This is a genomic window from Pseudomonas sp. OVF7 (assembly GCF_030644265.1).
Taxonomy (GTDB): Bacteria; Pseudomonadota; Gammaproteobacteria; order Pseudomonadales; family Pseudomonadaceae; genus Aquipseudomonas; species Aquipseudomonas gorinensis.
In genome coordinates, this window is sequence record NZ_CP128996.1 from 2,999,473 (window position 1) to 3,023,846 (window position 24,374).

The following is a 24,374-nucleotide window of genomic DNA, read 5'->3' on the forward strand; positions in this document are numbered from 1 at the left end:
CAAGCCCCCTCCCACATTGGGCTATGTATTTAGTCGACCAGGGTGCAGGCCATGACGACCGCATCTTCGCGCCCACCGACGGCCGGGTAGTAATCGCGTCGACGGCCGATTTCATTGAAGCCATAGCGCTCGTACAGCCGGAACGCGCCGGTGTTGCTGTCACGCACTTCGAGGAAACATTCCCGCGCGTTGGCCGCATAGGCGCGAGACATCAGGTGCTCCAGCAGCGCCAGGCCCAGGCCACGGCCCTGGTTTTCCGGCTTGACGGTAATATTCAGCAAATGCGCCTCGTCGAGGATGATCTGCACCACGCCGTGGCCCACTTGCTGCTCGCCTTCAAACATCAACCAGATCTGATATTTGCCCAGCCCATCGAGAAAGATCCCGCGGGTCCAGGGATGGCTGAATGCCGCGTATTCGATTTTCAGCACGGCGTCGAGGTCTGCCTCGGTCATCGGGCGGAAGGATAAAGCCTCACTCATCGGTTGTTTTCCAGCGCGCCATCAGCCGGCGCATGGCTTGCCAGACATCAGCCTTACGCTGTGGCTCTTCCATTAATAATTCCAGGCCCGGCAGGGCCCATACCGAGCCCAGGCCTTCGACCTGCAGCTCGCGGTACCACGCCTCGGCATTGGCCTCACCGGCAAAGCGCACGGCAGGCAGGCCGATCAGCCAGAGGCACACGCAGGGTTCGTCTTCCAAACGCGCCGAGACAAAACCTTGGACAAAATCCCGCGCGGCTTCCGGGCCCTGGTCCATCGTGCCGCGCACCAGCAGCGGCCAACGCACGGGGTCGCCGACAATTTGCGGACTGTCGGGCAGGCCGGCGGCGCGCAGCATGTCCTTGAGCAGCATATAGGCCGGGTCACGGGTCTGGAAGCGCTCGCCGGTAGGCAGTTCCACCAGCAACAGGCAACGTCCGGCCCGTAGCAATTGCAGGGCAAAACGCGGTGGCGGGACGACCGGCGCCTTGACCACGGGGGCCGCTTCTTCAGCGACTACCGGCTTGGCCATCGGCGACGGACGTGGCACCTCGACATTGGCGCGCTCCACCACCGGCCGCACAGGCGGCTCTGGCTTGACCACCGCCACGGGCGCAGCGGCTTCTTCCCCGGAGGTCTCGAACGCCTCATAGGGCTCGAGCGCCTGCAACAACTCGGGCCGCGACGGGGCGGCAAACGGCAGTTCGGTGCGGGGCAGCCAGTTGACCACCTGCATGGCGGTCAAGTAAGCGCGACGTCGGGACTCGATAAGCACAGCTCGGCCACTTGTGGATAAGTAAAGAACGGGGATTCTACCGCTGTTCGGTAACAATCGCCCACTGCGCACTGACCGGCTGTGGATAAATCCCGCGCCTGATGCAGTACAATCGCGACTTTTAATCGCCAACCAGCCGGCCATTCCCATGATCGAACCCAAGCGCGTCCTGCGCGCCCTCGCCGAACACTGGGCCCTACTTGAGCCACTGTGCGAACACTTCGACCAAGGCACGCTGAGCCTGGGCGAGTTGCGCGCACAACTGGCCGCCCAACAATTGGACAGCACGCCCCAGGACATCACCAGCCTGCTGGACGTGTGGATTCGCCTGGATATCCTGGTACCTGTCGCCAAGAGCCCGAACCGTTTCGAGCTCAATGCACAGATCCACGACTTCCTCGCCTATCTTCGCAAGGAGCACCGGCTTGGCCTGTGCCTGGAAATCGAAGCTTACCTGCGCCACCTCGAGCGCTTGGCCGGTTATATCCAGGACGCCTTCGACATCCGCGATGGCCACGACCTGGCGCGGCAACTGCGCCTGCTGGACATGCGTGTGCGCGACGTACTGAAAAAACTCGCCAACGACGAACAGGCCCTCGCTGCCGTGGCCGACCGCGCCAAGACCAGCGACCGGCAGATCCCGTTGCGCCAGCGTTATGCCGAAGTCCTGGCGACCTGGGATGAATACGTCGAACCGATGATCCAACTGGTGAACGCCGACGGCGCCTTCGAGCAAGGCGTGCGCAAGGTGGAGAATGTGCTGCTGCGCATGCTCACCGAGCAACAGCGCCTCGGCCACCTGGTGGACGACGACATGCTGCTGCGTACCCACGCGCGCATTCTCGAGATGCAGACCAGCGCCCAACTGACCTTGCGTCACGCACGGGAACTGCTGTTGCCACTGCGTGAAGAAGCACGTCGGCACAACGCCGTGACCCGTGGCGCAGCACTCGCGCTATCGGCCATCCGCCGCAAAGGCCTGGATGCCGTGCCGCAGGCCGCGATGCCGATGTTTACCCGGCCGCAAAGCACCTTCCTTGGCAGCGCGAGTCAGGTCGAGGCCTACGTATACGCCCTGGCGAACTTCGAGCCGAAACCGGCGCGTTTCCCCAAGGCGCACAAGTCCCATAAAGGCGAAGCCCAGCGCGCACCGCGCACGGTCAAGGAAATGCTCGAACGCTGCGAAGACGCGCTGCCGATGCCGGACCTGATGACCTGGCTGCTGGAACAGGAGCCGGACGGCGCCACCGACGAATTGCTGTATTGGTTCTCACGCCTGTCCCGCGAAAAACGCTTCAAGCGCGAGCGTCTGGAACGCCGCGATTACCACACACACGAGCACCAGGTCAGCCTGCGCTCATTCGCCCTGCTCCCGGCCAGCCCTGACGCGGCCGAGCATTCTGCGAGCACTCCTTATGCATCTTGATCTATCCGAACTGTCCCAGCTGGCGCCGATTTTTCGCGAGCTGTTCAAGGGTTACCACGTCAGCCGCCGCGACCCGGAGCTGTACGCGCAACTGTCGAATTTCCAGGATCAGTACCGTACGCTGTTCAAGGCCCTTGGCTTTGAGCTGGTGTGCGATACCCGGGGCTTCTACTACTTCGTACCCGACTCCGCCATTGCCAGCGCGCAGGTGAACAAGACCGCCCAACGCCTGGCGTTGTTCACCTTCATCATCGTCGAGCATTTGGCCGACCAGGGCCGCGACCCGATTGCCGTGCTCGACGGTGGCAGCCTGGGCCGCGACGAACTGCCCTCGTTGTTGGAAAAGTACCGCGACCTGTTTATCCAGGCCGAAGTGCAGACCCAGGAAGAACTCGAAGAAAAAATCATGCGCCGCATGACCCAATTGGGTTTTGCCAGCGAAGACAACGGTATTTATCGCTTCCTGCCGCCGATGCACCGCTTCCTCGATGTGTGCCTGTCGGTGCAGCAGGACCGCGACCTGGCGGCCAGCGTGCACAGCGTGTTGCCGTTGCCTGCACCGGTGATCATCGACGAAGACAGCGATGAAAAACTGCTGAAGACCGATGACCCGTTGGACTTGAGTGATTTTGACGACGAAAGCGAAGAAGACGCCCTGGCCCGCGCCATTGCCGAAGAACAGGAGACCGACGCATGAGCAAGGAACGCTACGGCATCCGCCGCTTCGCCCTATTGAACACCGCCGGCTACAGCCTGGGCCTGTTCCCGCTGGAAGAGCCGCTGTCGGTGTATGGCGCGAACAACCTGGGTAAATCCGCGTCGATCAACGCCTTGCAGTTCCCGATCCTGGCGCGCATGTCGGACATGAGTTTCGGCAAGTACACCCTGGAACAATCGCGGCGCTTCTACTTTGCCACCGACACCAGCTACATCCTCGTAGAGGTCTCCCTGCCCCACGGCCCGCATGTGATCGGCGTGGTCGGTCGCGGCCCGGGAGGCGGCTTTGGTCACCAGTTCTTCGCCTACGCCGGCAAGCTGGACCTGGCCCACTACCAGAAAAACGACACCTGCCTGCGTCAGAAAGAACTGTTCACCAACCTGGAGCGCGAGGGCCTGAAAGCCTACGAGCTCAAGCCCGATGAACTACGCCGTTTGCTGGTGGGCGGCCACACGTCGATCCCGCTGGACCTGACCCTGATCCCGCTGCGTTCCACCAGCGAACAGAGCCTGAAGACCTTCCGCGCACTGTTTATCAACCTGCTGCACATGCGCGAAATCACCGCGGCCAAGCTCAAGCAATTGTTCCTCGATGCGTTCGAGCACAGCCTGCGCTCCGGCAGTGTCGATTACATCGCAGCGTGCGAAGAAGCCTTCCGCGACGTGCGACGCATGGAGCAGGACTACAACTCCCTGGTCGCCGCAGGACCGCTGGTTGAAGCACTGGCCAATGGTGTGAAACAGCGCGACATCCTGCGTGGCAAATTGCATCGCCTGTCGCCGCTGCTGGACTCGCTGCTGGGCACCTGGTCGGACTACGCCAGTGCGCGCAAGGAAGAGCTGACCATCCAGGCCGAGCACTACCGCAACGAGCAGGACGCGTTGCAAAACGACCAGCGCGGCGGCACCCAGGAGCTGATGCGCCTGGAGCGGGAAATCAGCGGTATCCAGCGTTGGCTGGGCGAGCTGTCGGTGCTCAAGCATCGATTTGCCCTGGTCGATGACGTCAAGGTGCTGGAACAACAGCTGTTGGCGGCCAAAGATGCCCACGATGAACTGGCCGGCGCCCTGGCGCAGTCACGGCAGTTCAGCGCCGAGGATTTGGACGAGCGTCTGCGCGACCTGGAAAAACGCTTGAAGTCGGTCAAGCAGCAGCTTGATCACGCGGATAACAATAGCTACGCCAAACTGCGTGAAGAATTCTCACAGCAGGATGTCGAGCGTCTGATGCGCTTGTTCAACAGTTCTCTGTTCAGCCTGCCGTTGGGCGAGCATGGCATTACGCTGGATGAGGACGGCCAGTGGGTCAAATCCCTGGAACTGATCCTGGATGGCTTCAAGGGCGAGCGTTTCGAAGTGCCGGGGCTGTCCATCGACATCTCGCACATCGAGCCCCCGGCATTACAGGCCCTGGCGGATCGCGCGGCATTGCGTGACCAGAAAGAACGCCTGGAGAAAGAACTCAAGCAGCTCAAGACCCAGCAGGCCGTGGCCTCTGACCGTGCCGCGAGCAAGACCCAGACTGAAGCGCTGTACCAGCAGGTGCTGGACGCACAAAAAGCCCTCGAAGACTTCCGCCGCGCGCAGACCCTGAGCGCCGAAGAAGGTGAGAAGCTGGAACAGCTGGCGCAAATGGAAGCCGCCCAGGATGAACTGAAGCGCTCCAGCGATGCGTTCACCGAACGTGTCCAGCAACTGTCGGCCAAGCTGCAACTGGTCGGTCGCCAGATCGGCGATATGGAAGCCAAGCAACGCACCCTGGATGACGCCTTGCGCCGTCGTCAGTTGCTGCCGGCGGACTTGCCGTTCGGCACGCCGTTCATGGACCCGGTCGACGACTCCATGGACAACCTGTTGCCGCTGCTCAATGACTATCAGGACAGCTGGCAGGGCTTGCTGCGCGCTGATGGCCAGATCGAAGCGCTGTACGCCCAGGTACGCCTCAAGGGCGTGGCCAAGTTCGACAGCGAGGATGACGTGGAGCGTCGCCTGCAACTGCTGATCAACGCCTATGCGCACCGTACCGATGAAGCACTGACCCTCGGCAAGGCACGGCGTGCGGCAGTCACCGATATCGCGCGGACCCTGCGCAATATCCGCAGCGACTATGACAGCCTTGAGCACCAGTTGGCATTGTTCAACCGCGAGATCAACAAGCGCCAGGTGTCCAACCTGCAAAGCTTCCGTATCGTGCTGGCACCCAACAAGGAAGCCCTCAAGCATATCGACCAGATCATCCACAGTGCCGGTCAGTATGAAGAAGGCGAAACCCTGTCAGTGTTCGACCTCAGCCAGAGCGCCGAGCAGGACAACAAGAACGAGGAAGCCAAGGAATACCTGGCGCGCCTGGTAGCGGCAAACCATAACCAGTTGGGCCTCAAGGATTTGTTCGAGTTGGCCTTCGAGATCACCAAGGTGCATGGTCAGCCGGTGATCCACACCGACATCGATGGTGCCGCGTCCAACGGCACCACGATGACAATCAAAGCGCTGACCAACATGTATTTGTTGCTGCACTTGATGGACCGCGACCAGGCCGGTCGCGTACGGCTGCCGTACTATCTCGATGAAGCCGCGGATATCGACGAGAAGAACCAGGCCGCATTGCTGGAGACCAGCCTGCAACTGGGCTTCGTGCCGATCCTGGCCAGTGTGAAACCGCAGGTCTCAGCCCAGGTCGCAATCGACTTGGAGGGCGGCAGCGGACCGAACGGGATCTATATCGATGAGGCGGATTGGAAGTACATCCGCCGCCACGATGTGGTGAAGGCCACGGTGAATGTGCAGGCGGATGAGCCGGAATTGGATGAGGTCTGACGCTCGGCGTTGAAAGGCAAAAAGGCCGCGATCTGATCGATCGCGGCCTTTTTTTAGGCTGGGTTTTACGTCGTCTTTGAGGCCCCATCGGGAGCAAGCTCCCTCCCACATGTTGAATACGCTCACAAATCAAAATGTGGGAGGGGCTTACTCCCGATAGCGGCGCCCAGGTCTATTTACCGAGTGGGATTTTAGGCGCCCAGGTCAGCCACTCGTCTTCAAACTTGTCGAACAGCGGGAACGTTTGCTGCGGTCGCGCCGCACTCCCCATGCGCTCGCCATCGGGCGTGGCAAAGGCGATGCCGCCGGCGACCAGCGTCTCCAGGGACTCCGTCCGCACCGTCGCCCCCTTGAACAGGCCAAAGTCGAGACCAAAGCCGCTGGAGTTCCAGAAGCGGCTGCCACTGCGTACCAGGGGAGCGTACTTGGGCTCGATCAGGATGTGGACCAGCACGCGGTCGGCGGTCTGGCCCAGCTCATATCCAGTCACTTTGCCCACGGTGACTTCACGGTAGGTGACCGGTACACCTTCCTTCAACGAACCACGGCGCGCGGCACTGAGCACCAGGCTCAGGCCCGCCTCCTGGTGGGCGGTTTCAGGAGGTTGGTCCAGGGCGACAAAGCTCTTTTGTGGCCCGGCGTTTTTCACCGCAGGCTGTACTTCGATGTACTGCCCGGTGACCAGGGTTTCCAGGTTGGAGGTTTTCATCAGGCCCAGTTCAGGCTTGACCACCCAGAACTGACTGCCGACGCGCGCGATGCGGTCCGCAACTTGGGTGATACGCGCGCCGAGCAATACCGACTGCATATCGGCGCTCAAGTCGACGCTCTCGATCTTGCCCACATCCAGCCCTTTGAAACGAACAGGCGTGCCAGGACGCAGCCCATCGGCGCGGTCGACCTTGATGGTCACCAGGGTGCCATGCTGGTTGGCGGCCTCACGGTCGGCGAACAGGCGGAAACGTGGAATACGCTTTTTCAGCGGTACGTTCGGTTCCGGCGTTTCGAAGGCAATACCACCGGCCATCAAGCTGGCCAGGGATTCACTTTTCACTTGGATGCCGCCGGTGAGTCCGCCGGTCAAGGTTACGCCGCTGGCATTCCAGAAGCGCGTCGAACCGTTGACCAGATTGGCGTATTCCTTCTCGATGTGGACGCCGATCACCAGCTGTTTGTTCTTGCGCGAGAACTGATAGCTCTGCACCGAACCTACCTTGACCTGCTTGTAGAGAATCGGGCTGCCTACATCCAGGGACCCAAGGTTGTCAGTGAACAGCACCATGTGCAGGCCTGGCGAACGCAGATCCAATGGCGGGGCCTTGGCCCGGGCGACAAACTCACGCTGTGGCGCACTGCCTTTGTCGCCAGGGCGGATGGCGATGTAGTTACCTTTGACCAACGCTTCAAGCCCGGTGATACCGGCCAGGGAAATGGACGGTTTGACCACCCAGAACTGGGTGTCCTGCACCAGATAATCTTCGGCCAATGGGTCAAGGGTCAGCTCAGCATTGGCGCTGGACAGGTCTGGATCGATCTTCAGGGTTTTCAGGCTGCCGACCTGAATGCCTTTGTACATCACCGGGGTGCGTCCGGCCTGCAAGCCTTCGAAGTCGGTAAGTTTGACCTTGACCTTGATACCGGCTGCGGCAGCGTCGAAATCTTCGTACAGGCGGAACGGCAGGCTCGGATCAGTGGGAGGGCTATCCTTGCGGTTCTCCGGCGTGGCGAAGGCGATACCGCCGGCAACGATACTGGAGAGGGACTCGCTGCGCACCTTCACTCCAGAGAGGTTGGCATCGATGCTGATGCCGCTGGCGTTCCAGAAACGCGTGTGTTTGCGCACCAGGTTGGCGTAGGTTGGTTCGATATAAACCTTGATTTCAACGGTGCTCTGGTCTTCGGACAGCAGGTAGCTTTTGACCTGGCCGACCTGGATCTGTTTGTAGAACACTGGGCTGCCACGGTTAAGCGATCCGAGACGGTCGGCCTTGATGGTCAGGTGCAGGCCGGGCTTGGCGTCGGATAATGGCGGCTCTTCGGAGAGGGCCTTGAATTTGCGTGTGGGTTCGCCGTCGCCTGGGCTGGCAGCGATGTAATTACCTGAGACCAAGGTTTCCAGGCCGGTGATACCGGCGAGGCTGACACTGGGCTTGACCAGCCAGAAGCGGGTGTTGGTCTTGAGGTATTGCTCGACGTCCTTGTTCATCTCGATGGTGGCAATCACCCCGCGATTGTTGCCCTCATCGTCAAGGGCCAAGGTCTTGACCTTGCCCACTGACATACCTTTGTAGACCACTTCGGTTTTGTTGGCCTGGATACCTTCGCCACTTTCAAAACGCACTTGGATTTCAATGCCCTGCTGGGAATAGGCACGCCATCCCAACCAGCCACCAATGATCAGCGCAATCAGGGGAAGGACCCAAATTGCCGACCAATTCGAGGCCGGTCGGGTTTTAGCTTTAGGCAAATCACTCATGGTCGTCGTCCGACTCCGTGTTATCCCAAATCAGTCGGGGATCAAAAGTTACTGCGGCAAGCATCGTCAAGATCACCACACTGGCGAAGGCTGCTGCGCCGAGGTTGGCCTCGACGCTGGCAAGCCGCCCAAAGTTTACAACCGCCACCAGGATGGCGATCACGAAGATATCCAGCATGGACCAGCGGCCAATGAATTCGATAAATCGGTACATGATGATGCGTTGTTGCGCGGACAGCGGTTGGTGACGCTGCACCGAGAACAGTAGCAGACCAATGCCCACCAGCTTGAATGTCGGCACCAGAATACTGGCAATGAACACCACGGCGGCGATGGGGAACATCCCGTGCTGCACCAGTTGGATGACACCCGACATGATGGTACTGGGATCACCCTGGCCAAGGGAGTTGATGGTCATGATCGGTAGCAGGTTGGCGGGAATATATAAAATGGCCGCGGTGATCAGCAATGCCCATGTGCGCGTGAGGCTGTTGGGACGGCGGGCATGGATCAGCGCACCACAACGGCTGCAGGATTGCTCATCGGCATCCGGCTCTTGCTTGTTCAGTTCGTGACATTCGGTACAAATCAGAATGCCTGCATCAATCGCCCGCATGATCATCTTCTCCTGACAGTGCTTGCCAGATCTGGTGCGGCGACATCACCACCTCAAGCAGAACCTGAACCATTAATAGGCTGACAAAGCAGGCTAGCCCCAGACCGATTGTGATAGAAGCCATATCTGCGAGTTTTACGATCGCTACCAACACCCCCATCAAATAGACCTCCAACATCCCCCAGTCCTTCATATGATGGTAGATGCGGTACAGCAACAGCCCGTAACTGCGGCCCATCTTCCAGCGAATGCTGAGCAACACTGCCAGTTGGCAAAGCAGCTTGAGCAAGGGAATACCCATGCTGCACAGGAACACCACGGCGGCAACGCCTTGCATGCCGGTATCGAACAAACCGACAACGCCACTCCACACGGTGTCCTCAGAGGATTGCCCGAGTAGATTGAGCTGCATGATGGGTAAAAAGTTCGCGGGGATGTACAGCAACAGCGCGGCGAGCACGAGGGCAAGGCTGCGCTCAACGACATTGTGGCGGTGAGCGTAAAGCTCGTACCCGCAACGCGGGCATTGGGCCTTTTCGCCAAGGGCAAGCGTTGGTTTGCGCATCAGCAAGTCGCACTCATGACATGCAACCAGGTCGTCCAGTGGTAAATCCGACACCTTGAGGGTATCAACCGGGTCGGGCATAGATAGGGCTCTGACTCTAAAAAAGGTTAGGTGCCTATTCTAGTGGTCTGGTTCAGAAATAACTGTGCAAATTTGTCGGGCGATTGGGGGCAAGTACGGGAATTGGAGCCGGAGGCGGTGTGCCCGACGGTGCGCCTCAGCGTTATCGTCCTGCATGAGCACGCTAGCGCCTGCGCTTTTCGACCGCCCAAAACAAAACCCCATCTGCTTTCGCAAATGGGGTTTCGGAATTTAATCTTGACGATGACCTACTCTCACATGGGGAAACCCCACACTACCATCGGCGATGCATCGTTTCACTACTGAGTTCGGGATGGGATCAGGTGGTTCCAATGCTCTATGGTCGTCAAGAAATTCGAAAGCAGATGGGGTTTTGTTTTGGGCGATCGAAAAGCGCAGGCGCTAGCGTGCTCACGCAGGACGACAACGCTGACGCGCACCCTCGGGTTGGCATCCCACCATCCTGATGGCATGTTGGCCCGAGTGACGCCTGGCTGTTGGAGCATAGATACCCATCTGAATTTTGACTCAACTACACAAAACAACTCTTCCAGAGTGCCGTTGGGGAAATCGATGCAAAGTGTTTCTTCATTTTTGGTATGGTGCAGCACATTTTCACAAGGATTGATTTTTCATCCGCAGGACGCGGCGTCGACCTTCTTCAACGAGATGCTGTAGAAATGCCTGAACCCATACCGATTAAAGATCACGAAAAAGAAAACCGTTTGGTCAACAAACGTCTGCTCGCCTGCGCGCTGTTGGTGATTGGCATCACCTGTGCCTTGGTGGGCCGCATGTATTTCCTGCAGGTAGTGCAGTTCGACTATCACTCGACGATTTCTGAAAACAACCGGGTCCATGTCCTGCCCATCACGCCCACCCGCGGCCTTATTTATGACCGCAACGGGGTTGTGCTGGCTGACAACCGTCCCAGCTACAACCTGACCATTACCCGCGAGCGCACCACGGATCTCAAAGGTGAACTCGACGCCATCGTCAACCTGCTGCACCTGCCCGCCGAAGACCGTGCCGTGTTCGATAAGGCACTCAAGCAAGCACGCCATCCCTTCGTCCCTGTCACACTGTTTTACGAGTTGACGGAAGAGCAGATCGCCGTATTGGCGGTGAATGAATTCCGGCTTCCCGGGGTCGATGTGGAGCCACAGTTCGTTCGCCACTACCCGCTGGGTGCGCACTTCGCTCACTCCATCGGCTATGTCGGCCGTATCAACGAAAAAGAATCCAAGGCCCTGGATTCGGTGGAGTACCGCGGTACGCAATCCATTGGTAAAACCGGCATCGAGCGCTTCTACGAGTCTGAACTGCATGGTCATGTCGGCTATGAAGAAGTCGAGACCAATGCTCAGGGCCGGGTATTGCGCGTGCTGAAGCATACGGACCCGATCCCCGGCAAAAACATCGTCCTGAGCCTGGACGTCAAACTCCAGGAAGCGGCTGAAGAAGCCCTGGGCGATCGTCGTGGTTCGGTGGTCGCCCTTGACCCGCAAACCGGCGAAGTACTGGCCATGGTCAGCAAACCGAGCTTCGACCCGAATCTGTTCGTTACCGGTATCAGCTTCAAGGAATACGCCGCGCTGCACGACTCGATCGACCGGCCACTGTTCAACCGCGTATTACGCGGGCTCTATGCCCCAGGCTCAACCATCAAGCCGGAAGTGGCGATCGCCGGTCTCGACAGTGGCGTCGTCACAGCCCAAACCCGCGTCTTCGACCCCGGTTACTACCAACTGCCGGACTTTGACCATAAATACCGCAACTGGAACCACAGTGGCGACGGCTGGGTGGACATGGACGCGGCCATCATGCGCTCCAACGATACCTACTTCTACGACCTTGCCCACAAGCTGGGGATCGACCGCTTGCACGACTATCTGGCCGAATTCGGCCTTGGCCAGAAGGTCTCACTGGACATGTTCGAAGAGTCCGCTGGCTTGATGCCATCCCAGGCCTGGAAGCGTGCAACAAGGCGCCAACCCTGGTTCCCGGGTGAAACCGTGATCCTCGGAATCGGCCAGGGCTATATGCAGGTCACGCCGCTGCAACTGGCTCAAGCCACCGCGTTGATCGCCAACAAAGGTGTGTGGAACCGACCGCACTTGGCCAAGACCATCAATGGCGTGCCGCCGGTGGATGAGAACCCCATGCCCAACGTGGTCCTCAAGGATCCGCGCGATTGGGAGCAGGTCAACCACGGTATGCAATTGGTAATGCACGACCCGCGCGGTATCGCCCGGGCTGCTGCGCTTGGCGCCCAATATCGTATTGCTGGCAAGAGCGGTACCGCGCAGGTAGTGGCAATCAAGCAGGGGGAGCGCTACAACCGCAACAAGACCCTGGAGCGCCATCGCGACAACGCCTTGTTCGTCGGCTTCGCACCAGCGGAACACCCGAAAATCGTGATCTCGGTGATGATCGAAAACGGCGAGGCGGGCGGACGTGTGGCAGGCCCTGTAGTGCGCCAGATCATGGACGCCTGGCTACTCGACCAGGAGGGCCACTTGAAGCCGCAATATGCGACCCCGAGCAAGGCGCCGGGCGACCCGCACGTCTGACGAATCAGGTCTTCCACTCATCCCACTGTTCCACGCCCTCATAAGTCAGCCACGGCACATCATGGGCCGTCCAGATGTGCGAGGTGGGCCTGACGTCCGGATCATCATCCAGCGTCGCCACCCGCACAATCACATGCGGCTGAAACTCACGTTCAGCGATCAGATGTGAGCCGCAGCGCGAGCAGAAATGCCGGTGCTTGCCCGGCGAAGATTCAAACGACGACAGCAGGTCCTCACCTTGCGTCCAGCGAAAATGCTTGCGCATCACGCCGGCTGTGGCCACGAACGCAGCCGCATGCACTTTGCGGCAGCTGTCGCAGTGGCAGTGGCTGATGGGCATGTCCAGGCTGTCCACTTGATAGCGCACGCCTTTACAGAAGCAACTTCCATTCAACGGGTCAGTCATAACCTATGGCCGGGTCAAGGATGGGGTCATCATCATCGCGCACAACCGAAGTTTGCGCATTGGTCGATGTCGCCTACTGTCAATGGAGGAGGTGACTTATGCATGTATTAGATCGCATAGAACGAAAAGTCCTGCTGAACGCTTCACGTAAACAAGTGTGGGCGGCACTGACCGATGCCGAACAATTCGGTCGCTGGTTTGGCATTGCCCTCAAGGGCAAGACCTTTGTTGCCGGGGAGACCATCGAAGCACCGATTACCTATCCTGGTTACGAACATGTGGTGTGGAAAGCCAAGATCGAGCGCATCCTGCCGCAAACGTTGTTCTCTTTCTGGTGGCATCCGTTCGCGGTCGATAAGACTGTCGACTACGACCAGGAGACACCCACCCTGGTGGAGTTCACGATTGAAGACCGCGCGCCTGGCATTCTGCTGCGGGTCGTTGAGTCGGGCTTCGACGCCATTCCCGAGGCTCGCCGTCAGAAAGCCTTCAAGATGAACTCCCGTGGATGGGATGAGCAGATGGGCAATATCGAAAACTATCTCAGCCAAGCCCGGCAGGCTTGACCCAAACGGGCATCATGGGCGATGCCCGTTTTCAGCTTCTTGTAGACGTCGATGGCTGCCGACACCGTGGCCACCCTCTGATCACCGGTTGTTCGCCGCAAACGTTCGGCGTTTAGACGTATGACAGGTAGAATCACGCCCTGAAAGCGATTCCTGAGGTGCGGTACGGTGGATTTACAGCAGGGTTTTGTCCTGACCCGGCATTGGCGCGATACCCCTGGGGGCACGGAGGTCAGCTTCTGGCTGGCCACGGACCTTGGGCCACGGTTTATCCGCCTCCCCGTGCAAACCTCGGTGATGTTCATTCCCGAGGCCCACCGCAAGCCGCTGGATTGGTTGCTCAAGGATGAGCGCGATATCGAGTTGCGGCCGTTGCAACTGTGCGACTTCCATCACCGCCCGGTCCTGGGCCTGTACACCCGTCAGCACCGTCAGGCGATGGATCTGGAAAAACGCCTGCGCACCGCCGGGGTGGATGTCTACGAAGGCGATGTACGGCCCCCCGAGCGCTACATGATGGAACGCTTCATCACCGCCCCGGTGTGGTTCGGCGGCACGCCGGATGCCAGCGGCACGCTGCTCGACGCGCAGATGAAACCCGCGCCGGACTACCGCCCCTCGCTCAAGCTGGTATCCCTCGACATCGAGACCACCGCCCAGGGCGATCTCTACTCCATCGCCCTCGAAGGTTGCGGCGAACGCCAGGTGTACATGCTCGGTCCACCGAACAACACCGACGCAGTCGACTTCAAGCTCGACTACTGCGAGACCCGCGCCCAATTGCTCGAACGCCTCAATCAATGGCTCGCCACCCATGATCCCGATGCCATCATCGGCTGGAACCTGGTGCAGTTCGACCTGCGCGTGCTCCACGAACATGCCAAGCGCCTCAATGTGCCGCTGCTGCTTGGCCGTGGCGCCGAGCCCATGGCCTGGCGCGAACATGGCAGCCGCAATCACTATTTCGCCGCGGCGGCGGGGCGCTTGATCATCGATGGTATCGAAGCCCTGCGCTCCGCTACCTGGAGCTTTGAATCCTTCAGCCTGGAAAACGTCGCGCAAACCCTGCTTGGCGAGGGCAAGGACATCTCCACGCCGTACCAGCGCATGGACGAAATCAACCGCATGTTCGCCGAGGACAAGCCCGCCCTGGCGCGCTACAACCTCAAGGACTGCGAGCTGGTCACGCGGATTTTCGAGAAGACCGAGCTGCTCAAGTTCCTGCTCGAACGCGCCAGCGTCACCGGGTTGCCGGCCGATCGCAACGGTGGCTCGGTGGCCGCCTTCACGCACTTGTACCTGCCGCTGATGCACCGCCAGGGTTTCGTCGCGCCGAACCTGGGCGACAAGCCGCCCCAGGCCAGCCCCGGCGGTTTTGTCATGGACTCGCGCCCCGGCCTCTACGAATCGGTACTGGTGCTCGATTACAAAAGCCTCTATCCGTCGATTATCCGCAGCTTCCTGATCGATCCGGTGGGCCTGATCGAGGGCCTCAAGCACCCGGACAACAGCGAGTCCGTGGAAGGCTTTCGCGGTGCGCGCTTTTCCCGCACCCGGCATTGCCTGCCGTCCATCGTTGCTCGTGTTTCCGAAGGTCGCGAAGAGGCCAAGCGTGAACACAATGCGCCACTGTCCCAGGCGCTGAAAATCATTATGAACGCCTTCTATGGCGTACTCGGCTCCAGCGGTTGTCGCTTTTTCGATACGCGGCTGGCCTCGTCGATCACGATGCGCGGCCACCAGATCATGCGCCAGACCCGCGCGCTGGTCGAAGCCCAGGGCTATGAAGTGATCTACGGCGACACCGACTCCACCTTTGTCTGGCTCGGCAGCGCTCATTCCCAGGCCGATGCCAGCCGCATCGGCCGGGCACTGGTGCAGCACGTCAACGCATGGTGGCGTACGCATTTGCACGATGCGTTCGGCCTGCAAAGCGCCCTGGAACTGCAGTACGAAACCCACTTCACCCGCTTCCTGATGCCCACCATCCGTGGCGCGGAGGAGGGCAGCAAGAAGCGCTACGCCGGCTTGGTGGTGCGCGCCGATGGTAGCGAGGAGATGGTCTACAAGGGCCTCGAAACCGTGCGCAGCGACTGGTCGCCCCTGGCCCGGCAATTCCAGCAGGGACTCTACCAGCGCATCTTCCATCGCCAGCCCCACCAGGACTATGTGCGCGACTACGTACGGCGCACATTGAACGGCGAGCTCGACGAATTGCTCATCTACCGCAAGCGCCTGCGCCGCCAGCTCGATGACTACGAACGCAACGTCCCGCCTCACGTGCGTGCTGCGCGCCTGGCCGACGACTACAACGACCGCCTGAACCGCCCACGCCAATACCAGCGCGGCGGCTGGATCAGCTACGTGATCAGCGTCAATGGCCCCGAACCACTGGAAGTGCGCCAGGCGCCGATCGACTACGACCACTACGTTACCCGCCAGTTACAGCCGGTGGCCGATGCGATTTTGCCGTTCGTGAATGATGATTTCAGCACCCTGGTCGGTGGGCAAATGGGCCTGTTCTAAAACACTTGCCTCGTTCGGGTGAGAGCCTGCACTCTTGTTCTCTGACGACCATCCGACGGCGCCGCCCCATGACCCACATCACCCTGACCGGCCACACGGTCGAGCTCTTGCCCCTGCAGCGTGAACACGCGGCCGCCTTGCTCGACGCAGCCGCCGACGGCGAGCTGTGGAACCTCAAGGTCACCCATGTACCGGGCCCGCACACGGTCGATCAATACATCGACACGGCCTTGGCCGGACGTGATGCCGGCACGGTTATCCCATTTGCCGTCGTGCGCCGGGACACCGGCCGGATCGTCGGCAGCACGCGGTTCTGGAAGGTCGACCGGGCCAATCGCAAGCTGGAAATCGGCCATACCTGGCTGGCGCAGTCCACCCAAAAAACCGCGATCAACACCGAAGCCAAGCTCTTGCTGCTGACTTACGCTTTCGAAGTCCTCGATTGCGTGCGCGTGCAATTCACCACCGACGAACTCAACGAAAAATCCCGAGCCGCGATTCTGCGCCTGGGCGCCGTCCAGGAAGGCATCGTGCGCCACGAACGCATCATGCCCGACGGGCGCAAGCGCAACTCGGTACGCTTCAGCATCATTGATTCGGAATGGTCGCAGGTGAAGGCCAACTTGCAGGCAAAGCTGCTGCGATAAGGAGGAAGCACCTATGTACACGCTCTATGGCACAGACGAGTCGGGCTCCTGCATGATCGAAATCGCCCTGCAACGTTGCGCGGTGCACTGGCAACGGGTGGACGCCAGTTCCTGGCAGGACGGTGCGGGCAGCGAAGCCCTGGCGCGCATCAACCCGCTCAAGCAGATCCCCACCCTGGTCACGCCCGATGACCAGGTGTTGACCGAAAGTGCGGCGATCCTGATCCACCTGGGCCTGGAGTATCCCGACTCGCACCTGCTCAGCGGCGACCGTGCCCAGATCATCAGGGGCCTGGTATACATCGCTGCCAATTGCTACTCGGCCATCGGCATCCTCGACTACCCACAGCGTTGGCTGGGGGATGCGGACCCGGCAGCACAAGCACAATTGACCAGCGGCACGCGTCGCTACCTGCACCATGCCTGGGTGGTGTTTGCCAATCAGTTCGCGGGCCAGTTGTTTGCCCCGAACCAGGCGCCGAATGCCCTGGGCATCATGGCGGCGGCGGTGTCGCGCTGGGACGAGGCGCGGGAGGCCCTGAACTCCCTGGCTCCAGGCTTTGCCCAGACCCTCGTGCGGGTGGATGCCGACCCCATTGTCGCGCCTGTCTTTGCGCGACATTGGCCCGAGTGGAAGGTCTCGTAATGTTTCCGCAATCAAAGGAAACAATGAGCATTGAACAGGCCAAAACCCTTGCGTAGCGGGCGCCCTGACCTACGCTTTCTTAAAGTGACGTAGGAATCATCCTTGAATTTGACTGTCGCAGACATGAAACTCAAGAACCCTGCATGGAATTCAAAGGAGGTGCGCATGCTCATCCGGTCGCTGACCCTGGCTACCTTGATGGCTTTTACGGGGCCGCTGTTGGCTGCTGATGATATCAACCCGCTCAAGCAGGACTTGGGCAAAGCCCGGCCACTGGTGGTGGTGGAGCTTGATTCCGGTAATGCCACCTTGGCAGACCTGAAGAGACAACTGGACGAGCCTGCCACCAAGCAGTCGTTTGAAGAGCGCAACATGGTGTTCTACACCATCAAGTTCGGCAGCATCGGTGCCGAAGGGGAGAAGTTCGCCAAGGATCCCAAGGACAACAAGAAGCTCACTCCACCTGAAACCAATGCGCTGATCCGTGCCCTCAAACTGGGTGCCGGCAGCGGCACCAAAGTGATCCTGATCGGCAAGGACGGCGAGAAGAAAGTCGAGAAGACCGTGCCACCGGATACCCTCGACCTGAAGGCGTTTTTCAGCGCCATCGACCAGATGCCCCAGGCTGAAAAAGAAGCCGCTGCCGTCGCAGAGCCCGAACCTGTGGCGCCCGCTCCGGCCAAGGGCACCAAGCCAGCCAAGCCAGCCAAGCCCGGCAGCAAGCCTGCTCCGCAACAACTGGATGACTGATCCAAAAAACCTGTGGGCGCTCGCGCCTACGGGTTTTTTTACGCCTTGCGCAGGGCAAACGGAAAGTAGAAAAACCGCAAGAACGCCACCCGCTTGATCACTTCCCCAATCAGCAACGGCGCCCCCACCGCCACCACAAACCCCACGCACGCCGCAAAAAATGCAGGCAGGCCCAGGCGCTCCATCAGGTCGAAGGTCTTGTGCTGGATTTCCCCATGGAAGATCAACAGGATCAGGGTCGACTGGCCGATGTAGGTCATCGCCCGGGTGATCAACGGCGACACCATCAGCACCCGCGCCAATGCCCAGCACAGGTAGACGCCAATCACCGCCAGCAAGCTGGTCCATAGCCAGTGGTCGTAGCGCCGTTGCGCCAGGTCCATGGTGTCGTGGCTATAAATGAACACCGCTGCGAACAGCACCACCGAAATCAGCAGCGTCAGCAGCGAGCCCTGATGCCTGCGTAACCTGTCGCGCAGCAGGTAACCGTAAATGAAATACGTGCTGCTGATCAGGGTGATATCGAGGCTGAACGGTAAGCCGGGCAGCACCCAGGTTTGCCCTCCGACGGTGACTGGCAGTTGCCAGAAGAAGGGCAACATCCAGATGCCGATCAGCAAGGGCACCAGCATCAGCACGCAGCTCACCGCCAGCGACAGGCGTTCGATCAGCCGCAGCACGACCCAACTGAACAGGATCGCCACCCAGAAATGCGGCAGGAACCACAACGCTTGCCAGGGGATAGTGTCCACCGAGGCATACAGCACACCGCCGATATCCGGCAGCAGTGGTTGGCCGCGCAGCAGGTCGCGCACGATCACGTAGGTCAGCAGGGTGAAGAAAAACGGCTTGAGCAGGCCGTCCGCCTTGCGGACCGCCATCTGCGTGAAGGCTTGCTCCGGTTTGAAAAATACCCCGGACAAAAAGAAGAACAGCGGCAGCACGAACGACGCCAGGATCGGGTATAGCAGGTCCGGGGACGAGGCGACGAACCAGCCATGGGCGTAGACGATTATCAGGATGCCAATGCCCTTGGCGATATCCATTTGAATCCAACGATGTTTCACCTGACCACCCCCTATTCATAAACCCCACATTCCTGGGAGCGCTTCGCACCCTCGAGCAAGCGTGCTCGCCACAATTGGCGTCATGCCTTGCGCCACGGCTTGAGCCACAGGCCCATGGCCAACAACACTGTGGCACCGGCCAGGGTGCCCAGCGCCAATTGCAGCCACACGCCGTCAATCCGAAACAGCCACAGCGCCGCCAGCCCCATCACCAGCGTACTGAGCAACCCGTGTCGCACCCACGGCAAGGCGCCGAGCAACCCCTGGCGCTGCATCAGCAACAGCGCGGTGCCGATCACCCCGGCCAGTGCCGCCAACGGAATACCCGCCAGTCCGAACACAAAGGGCAGGGCACCCAGCAACAGCACATTGACCAGGCTGCCAAGCACCTCGCAACGCAGCGGCTGGCGCGTATCGCCAGCGGCATAGGCATACCGCGCAAGCAAGGCGTTCCATGCCCCGAACACCAGCGGCGCGGCGAACCATGCCAGCAACCAGGGCAGCAGCGAGTTGGCCGATTGCCTGGGCAACAGCAACGCCACCAGACTCGGCGCCGCGGCCACCAGGCCGACGCCAGCGGGCAGGGTCAACATGCTGGCGGTTTCCAGGCCGCGCTTGAGCAGGGCCAGGCGCTCATCGCCCTCGCGCCGGCTCATCATGCCCAGCAGCACCTGGTTGAGGCTCATCAGCGCAATCAACGGCAGGTTCATCAGCTTGCGTGCCAGGTTGACCCACGTCACCGCGCCTTCGCCCAGCAGCGACGCCACCAGCCGCTCGATCAGCGCCAGGCCCTGGCTGGCACCATTGCTCAGCAATAATGGCCCGATGCGCTGGCCCAACTCCCGCAGCGGTGCAACCGACAACTGCCAGCGCCACGGTCGCCAGCCCTGGCGCCACACCGAGGGCAACAGCGCCAACGGCATCAACAGGCTGCCCGCCAGGCATGCCAGGGCCAGCGTGTGCGGCTGCGTCGCGGTGCCTGCCAGGGCTAGATAAATCACCGGCGGCAGGTTGAACAGCAGCGAGCCCAGCCCCGCCAGCACAAAGCGCTCGCTGGCCTGCAACGGAATACTGAACAACCCATGCAACATCAGCCCAGGCACGCACCAGGCGACAATCTGCAGGTTACTGCCAGCCAGCGTCGTGGCGCTCGCCGCCAACCCCGGGCCCAGTACCTGCACCAGCCAGGGCGCCAGCAGCGTCAGCAGCAGGCTGGTGCACAGGGCAATCAGCAGCAGCGCTGGGAACAATGCCGCCAGCCAAGCCAGCCGCTCAGCGGCCTTGCGCGCCAGGTACAGCGGCAGTGCGGCGGCACTTAACACGCCCCCGGCCAACGACATGCGCAACGCCTCGGGCAAGAACAGCGCGATCAGGAGCGCATCGCTGCGCTCCCCTGCGCCCCAGGCCGCCACCAACAACCATTCGCGGGCGAACCCCAGGCACAGGCCGAGCAAGGTCGCCAGGGTCAGCCACGCCGCAGAGCCGAGCATCAGGGACGCACGCCATCGAGCAGCGGCTTGCGATAAGCCACGCCCTTGAGCGGCGGCAGGCGCGCCGGAAACAACCGGCGCGCCTCCAGCACATTGATCCCCACCATCAGCCAGAACAACGCCACCATCACCACCGCAAAGCTGAAGTAGTGGTCAAACAAGCCGCTGACCAGCGCTGAGAGAATCCCGGCGGTGGTGCCTAACCACAGCGCATTGTCCTTGGTCAGGCGGATCGGGCCTTTTTCCGGGCGAGCTTCGCGCCACCAGCGCACGGTCACGGCGACAAACAGCAACATGCCCACCAGGCCGATCTTGTAGATGTAGTTCAGCCACAGGTTGGAGATCCCCAGCAGGTGCGTGCCCGGCACCGGTGGGTCGACCTTGAAGCCGATACCCAGCGGGTACGCGGCAACCGCCTGGGGGAACAGGCGGTATTCATCGAAACGCACTTCGGTACTGGCGTTGTCCGATGAGAAAATCGTCGCCAGGCGCTCCTGCAACGGCGGATACGCCATCACCAGCGCCACCGTCAGCGCCGCGCCGATCATCAACAGGCGGCCGGTATACGGCACGCGACGCGTGGCCATCCACATCAGCACCAACGCCAGGCTGACCATCGCCCCCCGACTGCTGGCCAACAGCAACGCGGCCGCGCCGAGGCACGCCACAGCCAGGCCCAGTGCGCGTTTCCAGCCTTGTTCAGTCATGCCATAGCAGAACGCCAACGGCAGCAGCAACGCCATGATCCCGCCGATGGCATTCGGGTGAGTCCACGGCGAGCCCATGCGCGATGACATGGCCTCCAGGCCGAACTTCAACATGTCGTAGTTGGCGTAGTTGAACAGCCCCAGGAGCGGCGCAATCCCCGCCCCCGAACGTGTGCGCACGAACACCGCAATCGACAGCACCAGCATCGCCAGGGTGCCCAGCAGCAAGGCGATCACCAGGGATTCACGCTGCTTCTGGTCCACCAGCAATTTGGCGGCAAGGAACACCCCGGACAGGTTCAACAGCCAACGCAGCCAGTTGGCCAGGCCGCTGGCATCGGCGTGGGTGATGACCTGGCCGACGATAAACGGGAACACGCTGAACAGCATCAGCCCCAGCAGCATCTGGTCGGTGGGCCGCCGCGCCAAACCGGGGGGGTCGGGCAGGCGCGACAGAAACCCGTGCCACATCACCGCGCCCCAGGTCAGGGCCAGGATCGCCTCGCTGACGGTGGTGCGAATGCCCAGGTTGACCGTCGAGTACGGCATGAAGGTTGCCATCGCGGCGAACAGCAGCAGGCCCCAGAGCGGAAAACGCAAGATGGTCACCGCCGCCGCCAGGCCGATCACTGCGAGAAAGGCCTTGGCCGGTGACAGCAGCAGGGCCAGGGCGCCGAACAGCACGCCAAAGAGGACGGCGACGAGACCGGTCAGGTTCAGCCTCACGTCAATTCCTCGATCAATTCGGCGAGGCGCTGGCGATAGGCATGCTGATTGAAGCGCGCAGCCCATTGACGCCGCTGCTCGGGTGGCTCTTCATCGGGCCGCTCGGCCAGCGTCACCATCAACTGCACCAGCGCCGGTGCATCGGTGGGCGAAAAACGCGGCGCCGACGGCGGGGTGATTTCATCCAGTGAGGTACCGCTGGCCACGGCCACCGGCGTGCCGACGCTCAGGGCTTCGATCACCGGCAAGCCAAAGCCTTCGGCATAGGACGGCTGCCACAGGCGCGACGCCTGGCGGTACAGCGCCTGCAACTCGGCATCCGACACGCCGCTCAAGGCGCGAACCCCCGGCAAGCTGCGCTGGGCCTCGGGCAAATGATCGAGGCTGCCCACCAGTACCAGCTCAGGCACGCCAGGGGATTGGCGGCGCGCCTGCTGCCAGGCGTCCACCAGGAACGGTACGTTCTTACGCAGTTCCCGGGTGCCCACCAGCAGCCAGTAGCGTTCGGGCAGTTGGTGGGCGGCCAGGTCCGCCGCCCGTTCGGTAAAGCCATCGACCTGGTTGGGCAGCACACGAACCTTGCCCGCCGCGTTGGGAAATAACCGCACGGTTTCATCGGCGCTGTACTGCGACGGTGTCCACACCCGGTCAGCGCTGTGGACTGCGTAGGCAATCGACAGGCGATCGCTGGTCTTGTAGATCAGCGCCTTCAAGCGGTTGGCGTGGTAGTTGTCCAAGGTGATCTGGAACAGGTCATGCAGCAGCACCACCGTGCGCAACCCCCTGGGCTTGGGCGGCAGTGGCAGGCCCATATTGAAGGTGCTGATGTACACATCGATGTGCTGTTCACGTAATGCCCGGGGCAAAAAGCCGGCTTCGAAACGCAGGCGATTGTGCGGCTGGTGCATCGCGGTCTTGGCGCAACCCCATTCGGGGCAGTGGGCCTGCAAGCGGGTTTGATCGCCCAGCGGCGCCACGGTAAAGCGTTCCAGCTCGATACCCGGCAGCGTGCGCAGGGCGCTTTCCAGCGCATACACCTGGCGACTGATGCCCGATTGCGGCGAGGTGCCGACGGTGCGGTAATCCAGGCCTACGCGCATGCGGGCTCCTTTTGATTCAGCGGCGACAGCGTGGCGTACACCTTTTCCAATTGGCTGGCGGCGACGCTCCAGTCATGGGCGCGGCGCACGTAGGTGCGGCCGGCTTCCCCCATGGGCGCGGCAGCGCCGGGAAATTGCAGCAGGCGCACCACGGCATCCGCCAGGCTGGTCGCGCTTTGCCCGCCGAGGTAATCCAACCCCTCTACCAGATCGAGGCCCGACACGCCCTGATCGGTGCTCGCCAACGGCAACCCGGCCGCGAGCGCCTCCAACACCTTGAGCTTGGAGCCGCCGCCATGACGCAACGGCGCGAGAAACACCGAACAGCTCGATTGCAGGGCCAGCAGGTTCGGCACAAAGCCTTGCCATTCGATACGCGGGTCCTGCCAGCGTTCGCGCCAGCGTGTGGGCATGCCGAAACCACACACGCTCATGCGCGCGTCCGGGCAGTGCTCCCAGACCTTGGGCAGGATCTCATCCAGCGCCCACTCAATCGCATCCACATTGGGGGCGTATTCATAGTTGCCGAGGAACAGCACGCGACGCGCCGACGGGTCGGGCCGGGCGCTGGCGAAGTATTGGCAGTCCACGCCATTGACCACCACGGGCACCGGCTTGCCAGCGATTTTTTCCAGGACCTGGGCATCGCTGTCGGTCACCGCCACTACCTGCGTTGCCTGGCGCATCACCCGGCGTTCCCAGCGGGTGTAGCGCCATTGGTCGTAGCGAATAAACGGCAGCGCCCATCGCGGCAAGCGGTCGTAGGTCGCCGCACCCAGGGCCGATTCGACATTGTGTTCGGTCAGTACAAAGGGTTGGGACTTTCGCGCCAGCGCCTCTTCATAGGGCTGGAAGCTGTAGCTGTGCTCGATCTGCACCACGTCCCAATGTTCATTGAGCAATTGGCTGAAGGTGTCCTGCAAGGCTCCCGACAGGCCATTCACGCTCGCCAGCAACGGGTAGGGCGCCAACAATCCGGCCACCAGGGTCTTCACGCTGCGCAATGGGCGGCGCGGCAGGATGATCAGTTGTTCGAGGAAGGCTTCCAGCACCTGGCGATCGGCCAGCGACACCGGGTGCTTGTCATGCAGCAGCAAGGTGATCCGATGCCCGCGCGCCGCCAGGCTGCGCAACAGGTGGAACTGGCGCGTCTTGCCGCCGCTGGTGGCGGGCCAGGGCGAGTAGGGCAGGATCCATAAAATGCGCATGGCTGGC

The 24,374-nt window shown here is 61.2% G+C and carries 20 protein-coding genes and 1 rRNA gene; 9 read left to right on the forward strand and 12 right to left on the reverse strand.

Going from position 1 to position 24,374, the window contains the following annotated elements; genetic code table 11:
• Positions 1 to 29 precede the first annotated feature (29 nt).
• Entirely contained in the window at positions 30 to 482 is a 453-nt protein-coding gene (gene rimI / locus QU606_RS13870) for a ribosomal protein S18-alanine N-acetyltransferase (protein WP_003188286.1), read from the reverse strand.
• A complete protein-coding gene (locus QU606_RS13875) occupies positions 475 to 1,218 on the reverse strand; it encodes an energy transducer TonB (protein ID WP_304998620.1) in 744 nt (247 codons plus the stop codon). The genes rimI and QU606_RS13875 overlap by 8 nt, the downstream gene beginning before the upstream one ends.
• Positions 1,219 to 1,405: 187 nt before the next feature.
• On the opposite strand from QU606_RS13875, the gene mksB reads away from it, so the two are divergent.
• Genes mksB through mksF form a run of 3 tightly spaced genes read left to right on the forward strand, consistent with a single transcriptional unit; the run spans position 1,406 to position 6,217 of the window.
• Complete coding sequence (mksB, locus tag QU606_RS13880) at positions 1,406 to 2,683, forward strand: Mks condensin complex protein MksB (RefSeq protein ID WP_069075245.1); 1,278 nt, start codon at positions 1,406 to 1,408, stop codon at positions 2,681 to 2,683.
• The gene (gene mksE / locus QU606_RS13885) at positions 2,673 to 3,380 is read left to right on the forward strand and encodes an Mks condensin complex protein MksE (RefSeq protein WP_024073214.1); all 708 of its coding nucleotides are present in this window, start codon (positions 2,673 to 2,675) and stop codon (positions 3,378 to 3,380) included. Before mksB ends, mksE begins: the two co-directional genes overlap by 11 nt.
• Positions 3,377 to 6,217 (forward strand): Mks condensin complex protein MksF, encoded by a 2,841-nt coding sequence (mksF, locus tag QU606_RS13890; protein WP_024073213.1) that lies wholly within the window; start codon positions 3,377 to 3,379, stop codon positions 6,215 to 6,217. Before mksE ends, mksF begins: the two co-directional genes overlap by 4 nt.
• A 172-nt stretch (positions 6,218 to 6,389) precedes the next feature.
• On the opposite strand, the gene QU606_RS13895 is transcribed toward mksF, so the two are convergent.
• The 4 genes from QU606_RS13895 to rrf all read right to left on the reverse strand — a co-directional run bounded on the left by QU606_RS13895 (position 6,390) and on the right by rrf (position 10,306).
• A complete protein-coding gene (locus QU606_RS13895; RefSeq protein ID WP_024073212.1) occupies positions 6,390 to 8,693 on the reverse strand; it encodes a PqiB family protein in 2,304 nt (767 codons plus the stop codon).
• A complete protein-coding gene (locus QU606_RS13900) occupies positions 8,686 to 9,309 on the reverse strand; it encodes a paraquat-inducible protein A (RefSeq protein ID WP_024073211.1) in 624 nt (207 codons plus the stop codon). The genes QU606_RS13895 and QU606_RS13900 overlap by 8 nt, the downstream gene beginning before the upstream one ends.
• Positions 9,296 to 9,955, reverse strand: coding sequence for a paraquat-inducible protein A (locus QU606_RS13905; RefSeq protein WP_069075247.1), 660 nt, complete (start codon positions 9,953 to 9,955; stop codon positions 9,296 to 9,298). The genes QU606_RS13900 and QU606_RS13905 overlap by 14 nt, the downstream gene beginning before the upstream one ends.
• A gap of 235 nt (positions 9,956 to 10,190) precedes the next feature.
• Positions 10,191 to 10,306 (reverse strand): 5S ribosomal RNA (gene rrf, locus QU606_RS13910).
• Between the two features lie 329 nt (positions 10,307 to 10,635).
• On the opposite strand from rrf, the gene mrdA reads away from it, so the two are divergent.
• Positions 10,636 to 12,528, forward strand: coding sequence for a penicillin-binding protein 2 (gene mrdA / locus QU606_RS13915; RefSeq protein WP_024074415.1), 1,893 nt, complete (start codon positions 10,636 to 10,638; stop codon positions 12,526 to 12,528).
• A gap of 4 nt (positions 12,529 to 12,532) precedes the next feature.
• Here mrdA and QU606_RS13920 read toward each other — a convergent pair whose 3' ends face one another.
• Entirely contained in the window at positions 12,533 to 12,934 is a 402-nt protein-coding gene (locus tag QU606_RS13920; RefSeq protein WP_304998457.1) for a GFA family protein, read from the reverse strand.
• A gap of 98 nt (positions 12,935 to 13,032) precedes the next feature.
• On the opposite strand from QU606_RS13920, the gene QU606_RS13925 reads away from it, so the two are divergent.
• The 5 genes from QU606_RS13925 (at position 13,033) to QU606_RS13945 (ending at position 18,069) form a co-directional block, all read left to right on the forward strand.
• Positions 13,033 to 13,500 (forward strand): SRPBCC family protein, encoded by a 468-nt coding sequence (locus QU606_RS13925; RefSeq protein ID WP_024074417.1) that lies wholly within the window; start codon positions 13,033 to 13,035, stop codon positions 13,498 to 13,500.
• 168 nt (positions 13,501 to 13,668) lie between these two features.
• Positions 13,669 to 16,026, forward strand: a complete 2,358-nt coding sequence (locus QU606_RS13930; RefSeq protein ID WP_304998458.1) for a DNA polymerase II — start codon at positions 13,669 to 13,671, stop codon at positions 16,024 to 16,026.
• 68 nt (positions 16,027 to 16,094) lie between these two features.
• On the forward strand, positions 16,095 to 16,673 hold the full coding sequence (locus tag QU606_RS13935; protein WP_024074419.1) for a GNAT family N-acetyltransferase: 579 nt from the start codon (positions 16,095 to 16,097) through the stop codon (positions 16,671 to 16,673).
• Between the two features lie 13 nt (positions 16,674 to 16,686).
• Positions 16,687 to 17,319, forward strand: coding sequence for a glutathione S-transferase family protein (locus tag QU606_RS13940; RefSeq protein WP_304998459.1), 633 nt, complete (start codon positions 16,687 to 16,689; stop codon positions 17,317 to 17,319).
• Between the two features lie 165 nt (positions 17,320 to 17,484).
• The gene (locus QU606_RS13945) at positions 17,485 to 18,069 is read left to right on the forward strand and encodes a DUF4174 domain-containing protein (protein ID WP_041160884.1); all 585 of its coding nucleotides are present in this window, start codon (positions 17,485 to 17,487) and stop codon (positions 18,067 to 18,069) included.
• Positions 18,070 to 18,107: 38 nt separating this feature from the next.
• On the opposite strand, the gene QU606_RS13950 is transcribed toward QU606_RS13945, so the two are convergent.
• The 5 genes from QU606_RS13950 to QU606_RS13970 form a co-directional block, all read right to left on the reverse strand.
• The gene (locus QU606_RS13950) at positions 18,108 to 19,115 is read right to left on the reverse strand and encodes an acyltransferase family protein (RefSeq protein ID WP_190362324.1); all 1,008 of its coding nucleotides are present in this window, start codon (positions 19,113 to 19,115) and stop codon (positions 18,108 to 18,110) included.
• Between the two features lie 101 nt (positions 19,116 to 19,216).
• Positions 19,217 to 20,626: a murein biosynthesis integral membrane protein MurJ gene (murJ, locus tag QU606_RS13955; RefSeq protein WP_304998460.1), complete on the reverse strand. Its 1,410-nt coding sequence runs from the start codon at positions 20,624 to 20,626 to the stop codon at positions 19,217 to 19,219.
• The gene (locus QU606_RS13960; RefSeq protein ID WP_304998621.1) at positions 20,626 to 22,053 is read right to left on the reverse strand and encodes an O-antigen ligase; all 1,428 of its coding nucleotides are present in this window, start codon (positions 22,051 to 22,053) and stop codon (positions 20,626 to 20,628) included. The genes murJ and QU606_RS13960 overlap by 1 nt, the downstream gene beginning before the upstream one ends.
• A 2-nt stretch (positions 22,054 to 22,055) precedes the next feature.
• A complete protein-coding gene (locus tag QU606_RS13965; RefSeq protein WP_304998461.1) occupies positions 22,056 to 23,159 on the reverse strand; it encodes a glycosyltransferase family 1 protein in 1,104 nt (367 codons plus the stop codon).
• A complete protein-coding gene (locus QU606_RS13970; RefSeq protein ID WP_069075623.1) occupies positions 23,150 to 24,367 on the reverse strand; it encodes a glycosyltransferase family 4 protein in 1,218 nt (405 codons plus the stop codon). The genes QU606_RS13965 and QU606_RS13970 overlap by 10 nt, the downstream gene beginning before the upstream one ends.
• Positions 24,368 to 24,374: the final 7 nt, after the last annotated feature.